Below are 10,645 nucleotides of genomic sequence, written 5' to 3' on the forward strand. Positions count from 1 at the left end.
CGTGACCCCCGCCACGAAAACCGAGCGGATGCTCGCCACGCTGGAACTCCTCGGGCACGCCGAGGTCAGCGCCCGGGAGCTGACCAGCCGCCTGAGGCTGCCCGCCAACAAGCTCCGCAGCGTGCAGCGGGACCTCGAAACCCTCTGCCAGGACGGCAAGGTGGAACGGCTCGACAGCGGAAAGTACCGCCGGCCGCTCCGGGCGACCACCCTCAACCCGGTTGAGGCGCTCGCGGTGTACTCCGCCGCGCGCATGCTCTACCACCACGCCGCCGACTACAACGAGCATTACCTCACCGCACTGGAGAAACTCACCGCGCAGCTGCCCGTGACCGCCCGCCGCGTGGCGGCCCAGGCGAACGCCGCCTACCAGCAGCGCAAGGACACCAGTGACACGTCGGCCAGCCGCACCTTCGAACTGGTCGCCCGCGCCTGGCTTGAGGGCCGCGTCCTGCGGTTCAAGTACCACTCACTCAGTAAGGAGTCCCAGGTCGAGCTCGTCATCTACTTCATCGAACTCAACCCCCAGAACCGCCAGGCGTACGCCATCGGCGTGAACCGCCTCAAAAGTGGCGCCCGGCCCTTCGTGTTCCGCCTGGCCCGCATGCGTGACCTGACGCTGCTCAGCGACGAAGCGCGCATCCCTGAGGACTTCCACCCCATGGAGTACCTCTCCGGGGCGTGGGGCATCATGACCGGTGACCCGGTGCGCGTGGAACTGTTCTTCAGTCCAGCAGTCCGCGACCGGGTGCGCGAGGTGCCCCTAGGCCCAACGGCGGACTGCCAGCCCCTGTCGAGCGGCCACACCCGCGTGTGCCTCACGGTCGGCGGGTGGAAGGAACTCGTGCCGTGGATCCTCGGCTGGGGCGGTGAGGTCGAGGTGCTGGGGCCAGCGGAGCTGCGGGCGCACATCGCCGACGCACACGGCCGCGGCCACTCGCTGTACCGCTGATCTCCGCCCGACGCCCGCAGACGGCACCCTGCGACTTGCCCTGTGCTGCTCTGCTGCCCCACAGCCTGCCGGTCTGGAGCGTTCCTGTCTGACGCATTCTCAGCCGCAGCCCTCGCGACCGTCCAGACCGCCCTGCTCACCGGGCCTGACCTTGACTGAACGTCCCGTTAGGGCCACATCGACGACCGTTCCGCCCTCTGCGCCGTCAATAACAGCCCTTTACAGACACCCTTCGCCGCGGCACTGATTATCTGCTCGGTCAGCGGGCGCACGCCGGGGGGAGGCCGTCACTACCCTTGGCCTGAGGCAGTGACCGCACCGGGCCCAATGTGCCGCTCCACCCTGTAAGATCCGCGCGGGCTGTGGACAGATGACCGCCAGGCGGGCCCGAGGCGGCGCCAGAAAGCGTGAGCGCTGGGTCGCCCCTCAGCGTGCTTCGAGCTGGACGTGCTGGAGGGCGTCGAGCAGTCCAGTCACGAAGTCGTCGAGTTGGCCTTCCCGTTTGGCCCGCGTCGCCTCCCGCGTGACGCGGGCCTGGTCCAGGCGACCCAGGATCAGCGCGAGACGCAGCAGGGCGTATTCACTGACGGACAACCGCTCGCGCAGGAGGAACTGCACGGTTTTCATCGTGGCCTCAACGCGCTCCTCGAGGTTGCCGTCCTCGCTGGCCACTTCGTCCAGCGTCGGCATGTACGACGCCGCGGCGGGTGCCTGGCGTGGGGGCGGGGGCGGCACGTCCGTCAGGTCGGCGTACTTGCCCTGGTCGTCGCGGACGACGTCGACGAGCAGCGCCGAGCGGTTCCGGGCCTTGTAGCCGCTGGCGATGAGCGACTCGAACTTCTGCAGCCGGGCGCGCACGTGCGCTTCCCCAAAGTCGGTCAGGAGTTTCTGTGCGACGGGCAGGGACACGCGGTAGGTGCGCATGGTCTCAATCAGCGGCGAGGCCGGGTGCGTGTCCAGCGCGACGAACCGGTAGGTGATCGTCTGCGCGCGGCCCCGCCCTTCATAGGTCACGTCTTCCAGGTAGCCGCGGAGCATGAGTTCTTCATGCGCGCCCTGGAGGGTCGCGCGGATCTTGTTGCTCCGCCGGTCCACGATCTTGCAGGCTTCCGCCCACTCGATGATGTTGACGCTGAGGGTCGGGAGCAGCGTGCCGGGCGTGACCGGATCGTACCGCCGCGCGTCGAGCAGGCGGTAGACCGCGCGCGTCTGGGGCCGTTCGAGGCTGGTCAGGAAATCCAGGTCCAGCGGCTTGGTGTACCGCGCGCGGATGGAACGCACAATCGGTTCCGCGAGGCGAATTTTGAGGACGCTGCCGCTGGAGAGTTCGGTCGCCTCGTCGTCACTGGTGAACTCGAGTTCCGACAGGTAATTGAACGTCGCGGTGGTCCAGTGCCCCCGGCCGTGATCCCGCCAGGCTTCCGACGCGGTGTAGGTGGTCGTTCGCAGGCGGAACAGCGTCTGCAGCAGACTCTGGTAGTACCGCCCGGACGTGTCGAGTCCAGCGCGCCGCAGGATCTGGTACGCGGTGGTGCGCACGGTCCCGTCGTCGGGGCTCCCCGCCTCGGCGTACAGGTCGATGATGGCGGTGGCGACGTCGCCGTCCAGGCCGTGGGGCACGCCGCCGTACTTGGCGACGGCGTCGCAGGTGAGTCGTGCAGGGCGTCCATCAACGTGAAAGTCGACGGTCCAGCTGGCATAGGACTCGGGGATGCGTTCCTGCACGCTGATCAACCCGAGACGGGCCACGTTGGCTTCCTCGAAGCGGATCAGGTCCGAAGTCGGCTTTGGGCTGACCTTCGCCGCGGTCTGGCGTTTGCCTTCTGCCGTTGTCGCTCTGCGTGCCACCCGTCCTCCTGTCTTCTGGATGGTCATGATACCCGCTGATCCGGCGCCACATGTCTCACGTGGGACGTTTAGGCCGGCGGGCCAGGGGGAAAACTATCGGACTACTCAGGCGATTGCTCGGGTTCAACGCGCGGAAGACCCTATCGGACTACTCAGGCGATTGGTCGGCAGGCCGGTATCGGACGACTCAGGCGATTGCCGTGCCCGGAGCATGATTTTTCCCGTCCTGTACGCGTTGGCCTCACTGCACTTCTCTCAGCTGACGAAGTATCGGACTACTCAGGCGATTGGTCCTCTCCTCTATCGGACTACTCAGGCGATTGAAGGGCAAAAGTATCGGACTACTCAGGCGATTCCCGCGAGGGGGCTATCGGACTACTCAGGCGATTGAGGGGCAAAAGTATCGGACTACTCAGGCGGTTGGTCCTCTTCCCTATCGGACTACTCGGGCGATTGAGGGGCAAAAGTATCGGACTACTCAGGCGATTGAAGGGCAAAAGCATCGGACTACTCAGGCGATTGAGAGTCATAAAGCGTGTCCAGCACGCACAAGGCAGACCTGCCTGATGATGATCATTCAATCTTTTAAAGATCTTTTTTCAAAAAGAACAATCAACAATCAGAGGGGACCGGCGAGACGATCCTCAGCCTGCCGCGTGACCCGCACGGTCTGCCCCACATCACTTCACCCCCGTTCAAGGGCGGCTCCCGACCGAGGCTCCGCTGCCCTTTTCGCCTGGAAGGCCCTCACGGGCCCTTTCAAGGTCTGCCAAAATGGTTTAGGCCTTCTGGGGCCTCATAAGTACACGCAGGCCCTTCACGGGCCCTTGAGAGGGCAACAGGGGCACGCAGCGTGATGGAGGGACAAGCAGATGAGCTCATCTGCTGTGCGGAGGGGTCTGAATACGCGCGACCGGCCATACTGCGGCACCCTGACTTTCCCCTGGTCCAAGGGGACTGCTCCGCCCCCTACTCATTCCCATGCGCAGGCGGCACGATTCGGGACGTCGTGATGGGTTATGACACGCCTCGGGGAAGAGGGACACGCTGCTGAGCGGTCACCCGTTGTCCAGGGCGTGTCCTCACGGGCATTGATGCGGCTACGGTCCAGCGTGTTCACGCCCATCCACGAGCTTGCCTGGGCACACCTGAGGAACGAACGTGTCCAAGACTCGCGACTGGAGGGGGCGTATCAACTTGATCTCCTGTCGCTCAGGGCCATCCATCCGGCGGAGCAGCATCAAAACATCATTTTCGATGACCATGACCAACAGTGGGCAGCGCACGATGCCGTGACGGCGTATCAGACAATTGATCCACCAACGGTGCCGCTCCCTCGTGGTCTTCTGATAAGACAGGAGGCACCGTGACGCCCTCCCACGCCCTGCCCTGTCCCCGCCCACTCCAGCGTCGTGACCGGCGGCCTGGGCGTGTGAAGGCATCGTGACGCGCGGGTGCCGCAGCCGGTGGCTGGGTGCAGCTGGACCGCTTCTGTTGGCTGGTTTCGTGCTGCTCTGCCTCTGGCTGTCCCTGCGCGATGAGCCCGACGCGGAGAGTGCCCGGGCCGGCATCGTGATCGCCCTGATCCTGGCCTGCCCTCTGCTGGGCCTGGCCGCCCTGTGGCTGCGGGCGACCCTCTCCCTGGCCGCTGGCGTCACCAGCGCCTGGTTTGGCGTGTTCGGGGGCCTCTGGCTGCTGGCTGTGGCGGCCGCGCCGAAAGACCCAGGGGGTCCGTCGACGGCCATCCTGCTGGGCCTGGCCGTGCTGCTGTCCTCAGGCGCGGGGCCCGCCTGGTTCCTGCGACGGCTGCGCCGACTCAAAGATTGAACCTATTCGTTGCTTCCTGATGCGCGCTGGGGACCCTGACCTCCTGAGCTCTCCTGCCGGGCTGTCCCACCGCCCAGCCCGCTCCACCAGCTCTGCTCGCGACCGTGATGACCTGCAAGCCCCATGAACGGCGTGGCAAGGAACCGTGGGGCAGGTCGCCTGACCTCCGGATCGCCGGTCTGTGGAAGCGTCCGCTGAATTTCGGTCGTCGGCACCGGACGACGCCCCCAACGGGAGCCGTCGCCCGCCGGTTCTGTCTCCAGGCCTCTTCCCTCATCACCGGCGGCTTCCGTTTTTGTGTACACATGTGTACACTCGGCCCATGGCCAACAAAACCGTAGGCGTGCGTTCACTGCGGGAGGAACTGCCGGACGTGCTGCGTGAAGTCAAGGAGACGGGCCGTCCCGTCACGGTCACCCGGCATGGCGAAGCCCTCGCCACGATCGTGCCCGGCACGCTGCCCACCGCCGCCCGAGCCCCGCGCATTCTGGCCCTCAACTCCCTCAAAGGAGGGGTCGGGAAGACCACCATCACGATGCACCTCGCGGCGGCCATCGCTGCGGCGGGTGAGCGGGTCACCGTCCTCGACGCGGATGAGGAAGTCAGTGCGCTGCGCTGGCAGCAGCACGCGCAGGCCGACAGCATCAGCCTGCCGTTCCGGGTGGTCGCCGCGGACCGCAACAGCCTGATGCGCCAGGCCCGGGAACTCGCCAGGGACGGCACCGTCGTCATCATCGACACGCCGCCCAACAACCGCGAGATCCTCAAGAGTGCGGCCACGGTCGCGGACGTCGTGCTCGTACCGGTGCTGCCCACCGCGATGGATCTCGACCGGCTGGGCACCACCCTGGAACTCCTGGCAGATCTCGAGGCGGCGCTGCCGAACTTCAACTACGCGATTGTCCTCAACCGCTTCGACGCCCGCAAGGCCATGGCGCACGATGCGAACACGGCGCTCGACCGGCATCCACGCTTCGAGACGGTCATCCGCTCCCTCGCGGCCTACGAGCGCGGCTTCGGCACGGCGCCCAGTGAACTCGAGCAGTTCCGGCAGCTCTGGGAAGAACTCCTCCAGGTGATGGGAAGTGACGCGTGAACAAGTTTGCGCGCAAGGGGGCGGACCGCATGTCGGCAGTGCTGGACCGCGCAAGGGATTACGCCGCGCCGCTGACCGCCACTCCGGAAACAGTTCCGGTTTCGCTCATCGACGCCAATCCCGATCAGCCCCGGCGGCACTTTGACGACGCGGCCCTGCAGGACCTCGCCCGCAGCATCGAGGCTCAGGGGGTCCTGCAACCGATCCTGGTGCGGCCGGTGGGCGGCCGGTACCAGATCGTCTTCGGGGAGCGTCGCTTCCGCGCGGCCGTGCGGGCCGGCCTGACCACCATGCCGGCCATGGTGAAGGCGGTCGCCGACGCGGACGTGCCAGTCGTGGCGGCCCTGGAGAACCTGCAGCGGCATGACCTCAACCGCTTCGAGCAGGTGCGCGCCAAGGTGCAGCTCACGGCGGAGGTCCTCGGCCTGCGGCCGGACGAGGTGCCAGCGCACCTGAAGCGGCTGCGCGCACAGCCGGACGAGCACGCAGAGGACGTGCAGGCAGTTGAGCGCCTGTTCGGCCAACTGGGGGGAGAGCAGTGGCGGTCGTTCGTCGTCAACGGCCTGCCGGTCCTTGATCTGCCGGACCCCATGCGCTCGGCGGTAGAGTCCGGTGGACTCGCCTACAGCAAAGCGCTGCTGATCGGACGGGCGCCGGCCGAGCACCACCGGGCCCTCGTGCGTGACACCCTGGCACAGGGATGGACCCAGCTGGAGCTGCAGCGGCAGATCAAACTGCTGCTCTCCCCCGCCCCGTCCTTGGACGCGGTCGCGGCCCTGAAACGGCGCCTCACCGCGCGGCGACTGGCCCAGCTCACCGCCGAGCAGCGGCAGGAGGCCGAGCGGCTGATGCGGGCCCTGCAGAACCTGCTGGACTGACGCCCACCTACCTGAGCGGCGCCTGAATATCGATATTCAGGCGCCGCTCAGTCGTTGGACAGGTCAAGTCATGCGACCTGACACCCCGGAGGCCACCTTGGTGCACCCCTTGCCGTTGGCGCCTCAGTTTGCTGAGGGCATGTGCTCACGGGGGCGATTGAGAACGGCAAAAGTTGCCTCAGGCGTCAAGAGCTGAAAGTGGAACCGGCCGGGTCACTTCGTTCAGCAGCCCGGTGCAGACCTCCGGGGTCATCGACACACCCAACTGAAGGTCAACACGCCCCCCCGATCAGCCACGGTGCCCGGGGCCTGCCTTCTGGCCCGGCTGCGCCCGACTGCAATCGGTGCGCGCTCCCCCCGCCCCGAAGCGCACGCTGGCCGTGATGGACAGGTCTGCCTTGAGCCTGGCCGTGATGACCGTCCAGGCCGCTTCCTTCCGGCATTTCGCCACGAGGAGACCGCTCTGGTCAATGGACGCCACATCCAGGCGGCTGGACGTCCAGATCACCGCTGGATTCACCCCAGGCGCATCCACAAAGCTCCCCAACCGCTGCTTGTACGGCCAGACCGCCGTGTGCAGTTCCGAACCCAGAATGCCGAAGCCGCGGACCATCGGGGCGTTCACAGCGGGTTGAAGGCGAATCACGAGCGGTGTGGGCGCGACCGGGCCGCACTGATTTTCTTTGACCACCACACCATGTACGGTCACCGGCCTGTACCAGGGGCGGTTGACGGTCACGGTGTAGCGACCGGTGCGCTCCCGGTGCACGGTGACCTGGCGCGTTCCCTGGCGTCCGAGAGACACAGCAGGGGCAGAGGCAGCGTCTGGCAGGACCTGTCCGGCCTCGTTCCTGACCTCGACGGAGACTGGCGGAACGAGCATGGCGGGACAAGCGGAGACCACGGGCTGTCCTGGGCGGGGACTCGGCAGCGGCTGAGGGGTCGGACTGGTCACGCCCCCGGTGAGGGTCAGGGTCAGCAGCCAGGGCTGGATGAACATGGCAGTAACCTACTTTGAATCCCTGCTGCCGGACTGTTGAATCAGCGCTCGATGGCCTCGTTGATGCTGTGCGTCCGGACGTGCCAGCTTGTTCGAGCCCGGCACGGGAGCACTCGGTGGGTGGCCCTCAGCATGTGTCTCCAAAGAATCGGGCCGGACTTACACCGTTATCAATAAAGTGCGTCTGAAAACGTGCTGGCGCAGATTTCCCCGAGCCATCATTCTTGCACGGTAGAGGTCGGAGGTGGAGCGCTCATGACCCGAGCTGCGCACCTGAACGATCTGACTGACGCCGAGTGGAACGTGCTTTTTCCTCTTCTGCCTCAAGCATCACCCATTGGCCGTCCACGGAAGTGGTCGCTGCGAGAGATCCTGGACGGGATCTTTTACGTCCTGCGCGGAGGAATTGCGTGGCGGGCTACAGCCGCACGACCTCCCCCCTTGGCAGATGATCTATCACGACCACCGTCTGTGGAGACTGTGGGGCGTCTGGGAGGCACTTCCTACAGTCCTTTGGGAGCTGGTCCGCCAGCGTGAGGGTCGCGCAGCGACCCCCAGTGCCGCGATCATCGACAGCAAGTACGTGAAAACGACCGAAGCCGGTGGACCTCGCGGCTCCGACGGTGGCAAGACAGTCAGTGGCCGCAAGCGTCACCTGCTCGTCGACACCCTTGGACTCGTCATGACGATCAAGGTGCACGAGGCCGATATCCAGGACCGCACCGGTGCGGTCCTCCTGCTGCGCGACCTGCCCAATGTGTTTCCACGCATGGGGCACGTGTGGGCGGATGCGGGGTACACCGGCAAGCTGGTGAGCGACATCAAGACCCATCTGGGTTGGACGTTGGCGATCGTCAAACATCCCTGGTCTGGGTGGCAGGGCACCTGGGCGCCAAAGGATGCACCTCCACGTGTCGTAGAGGTGCCGAAAGGGTTCGTGGTGCTGAAACGCCGCTGGGTGGTGGAGCGGACCTTCGCCTGGCTGGGACAGTCGCGGCGGATGGCCAAGGACGACGAGGTGCTGGTGGAAACCACAGAGAACCTCATCTATGAGGTCATGATTCGGCTGATGGTGCGTCGCCTGGCAAAAGATCCACCCTGACGGTTTTCAGACGCACTTTATTGATACCGGCATAGGTTAGAATCCATCAGTTGGCGAGGCAGTTCGATGTACCGGACCTGCTGCCAGGCCACCACGAGCTTCGCCTTCAGAACGGCCACCGAGCGGGCATCGGTGGTCTCGACCAGCACTTCGTGGTCGTTGGCCAGACGCCGTGATCTTCACAGCCAGGTGAATCGCCCCGCTCTTATGGAGCGGTTCGGAAATTCGGCGTTGTCGGTGCTGGTGAGTGCGGAGTTCGGCCACTTACAGGTCCAGTCCGACTGGATCTGTAGTGGCGCCCAATCTCCTGTCTCACCATCTGGATTTCGTTGACCTCAGCCGACGAGCCTGCACATGCCATGAGGAAGCGCCCCGGGGAAGGGGCGCTACATCACTACACCTGACCTGTTCACACAGCCTTCCCGCTCTTCTTTCAACCCGCACTGCTCTAACAATCAAGCAGCGAAACGTTCCTGGCCAGAAACTAGCAATATCTATGTTCTATAACCCCTCAGGCAGATCGCCTGAATTTTTCAGTCCCCTAACGGCCACGTCTGACCGCTAGGGAAATCCTATTAGATTCTCAGCATCCTGTCAATACACCCGCTCAACACGCTGTCAAAGTACATGTTTTCAATACACAAACAGCATTCACTCTCTTGAAAGCAATGAACAGCTTCGATTTCCGATTAAAAGAACTACTATTGATACCGGCACCAGTGGGCATCCATCAGTCGCCACGGCAGATTCGGTGTACCGGACCCGCTGCCAGGCGACCACGAGCTTGGCCTTCAGCAGGGCCACTGAACGGGCACAGAAGATCCCCAGTACATTTCGCTTCACATGTGCCCACACCAGCTCGATCGGGTTCAACACCGGAGCGTACGGTGTGGGAGAAACACCAGCGACAGGCGTTCGTGGAGACCCACGAACGCCCGAGTGGCTTTGTACCTGTGAATGCCTGCATTATCCGGCACCACCACGATCCCCCCCTGAACGTGGCGCAGCAGATGCTGGAAAAACCGGGTCACGTTCCCGCTGCGTATCTCCCCGGACTTCGTATGCTGGAAGAATCGACCGTCCGAGGTGATCGCCCCGGTGGTCGAGGGTGTCTCCCAGTTGGCTGGGAGCGAGACCAGCGGCGTCACGACCCTGGTCGACCAGGGTCGCCTTCGCACGCCTTTCAGCGAGAAGCCGACCGCATCCAGGTACACCAGGGTCGCGCCCTCAGCGACCTTTTTTCCCCAACTCCGGCGCCACCTGTTCCCGCCAGGACGCGATCCGGAGTTCGTTGCGCTCAGCCGCCCGTCCATCTGGTATCTGCGGTGTGAAGCCCAACTGGCGAAGAATTTTCCGGACGTGGTCGTGGTGATACCACACCTCGAAATGGCGTCCGATCAGATCGGTGACTCGTCGTGTCGTGCAGCGGTGAGTCGCGAGACCGCACCACCAGCAATGGTGGCCTGCAGGCCACCATTGCGCCGTTGTCGTGCTTTCCAAGTGTAGACCGTATGCACAGAGACACCGAGGTGATCCGCAATCTCTTGATTCCGGTGGGTGCCGCGTTGTCTCTATGCGAGAGCAGCCAGGCGGCGCTTCTCGAGTTGCGCGCGCGACTTGCGTCGGCTGCCAACCAGGCATACGGCACCCCTATCGACTCAGATCTTCGCCGTGATCAATAGAGGTTGCTTTACCTCACAGTGCCGCTTGGTGCTTCATTCTGTCGCATGCCAGCGAAGGCCCGTACGAGGTGGAGTTCGGTGATCTGCCTCTGGTGCTCCACCGACTCCAGGCATACGCCGTAATGGGCACGCGTCAGAGCTTCGCTGTCCGCTTTCCCTTCTCAGCTGCGTCAGACGCGCCGTGAGCACACTCCTTTGAGGGTGCCCCAATTGCGGTTCCAGCCGATTTGCAAATCTCAGCGTACCTCAGCCCGCCTGTT

General features: G+C 64.6%; 6 protein-coding genes and 2 pseudogenes. 5 read left to right on the forward strand and 3 right to left on the reverse strand.

Annotated elements, in window-relative coordinates:
- Nucleotide 1: 1 nt before the first annotated feature.
- Nucleotides 2–952, forward strand: a complete 951-nt coding sequence (locus IEY63_RS21130) for a helix-turn-helix transcriptional regulator (RefSeq protein ID WP_189070982.1) — start codon at nucleotides 2–4, stop codon at nucleotides 950–952.
- Between the two features lie 426 nt (nucleotides 953–1,378).
- Here the strand turns inward: IEY63_RS21130 and IEY63_RS21135 are convergent, their stop codons facing one another.
- On the reverse strand, nucleotides 1,379–2,800 hold the full coding sequence (locus IEY63_RS21135; RefSeq protein ID WP_229784839.1) for a replication initiator protein A: 1,422 nt from the start codon (nucleotides 2,798–2,800) through the stop codon (nucleotides 1,379–1,381).
- A gap of 1,506 nt (nucleotides 2,801–4,306) precedes the next feature.
- Between IEY63_RS21135 and IEY63_RS21140 the strand changes: the two genes are divergently transcribed.
- The 3 genes from IEY63_RS21140 to IEY63_RS21150 all read left to right on the forward strand — a co-directional run bounded on the left by IEY63_RS21140 (nucleotide 4,307) and on the right by IEY63_RS21150 (nucleotide 6,601).
- On the forward strand, nucleotides 4,307–4,627 hold the full coding sequence (locus tag IEY63_RS21140; protein ID WP_189070984.1) for a hypothetical protein: 321 nt from the start codon (nucleotides 4,307–4,309) through the stop codon (nucleotides 4,625–4,627).
- Nucleotides 4,628–4,949: 322 nt separating this feature from the next.
- Nucleotides 4,950–5,723: a type II toxin-antitoxin system prevent-host-death family antitoxin gene (locus IEY63_RS21145; protein ID WP_189070985.1), complete on the forward strand. Its 774-nt coding sequence runs from the start codon at nucleotides 4,950–4,952 to the stop codon at nucleotides 5,721–5,723.
- Complete coding sequence (locus tag IEY63_RS21150; RefSeq protein ID WP_189070986.1) at nucleotides 5,720–6,601, forward strand: ParB/RepB/Spo0J family partition protein; 882 nt, start codon at nucleotides 5,720–5,722, stop codon at nucleotides 6,599–6,601. Before IEY63_RS21145 ends, IEY63_RS21150 begins: the two co-directional genes overlap by 4 nt.
- Before the next feature lie 289 nt (nucleotides 6,602–6,890).
- Here IEY63_RS21150 and IEY63_RS21155 read toward each other — a convergent pair whose 3' ends face one another.
- On the reverse strand, nucleotides 6,891–7,340 hold the full coding sequence (locus IEY63_RS21155; protein ID WP_189070987.1) for a hypothetical protein: 450 nt from the start codon (nucleotides 7,338–7,340) through the stop codon (nucleotides 6,891–6,893).
- A 516-nt stretch (nucleotides 7,341–7,856) separates the two neighbouring features.
- On the opposite strand from IEY63_RS21155, the pseudogene IEY63_RS21160 reads away from it, so the two are divergent.
- Nucleotides 7,857–8,703 (forward strand): annotated as a pseudogene (locus IEY63_RS21160) (IS5 family transposase).
- 651 nt (nucleotides 8,704–9,354) lie between these two features.
- Here the strand turns inward: IEY63_RS21160 and IEY63_RS22670 are convergent.
- A pseudogene (locus IEY63_RS22670) lies at nucleotides 9,355–10,340 on the reverse strand (IS630 family transposase).
- Nucleotides 10,341–10,645 lie beyond the last annotated feature (305 nt).

The organism is Deinococcus radiotolerans, assembly GCF_014647435.1.
GTDB lineage: Bacteria > Deinococcota > Deinococci > Deinococcales > Deinococcaceae > Deinococcus > Deinococcus radiotolerans.

Bases quoted from the DNA above. Each gene is read 5' to 3' on its own strand.
- IEY63_RS21145 (WP_189070985.1), top strand. From the start codon at position 4,950: ATGGCCAACAAAACCGTAGGCGTGCGTTCACTGCGGGAGGAACTGCCG.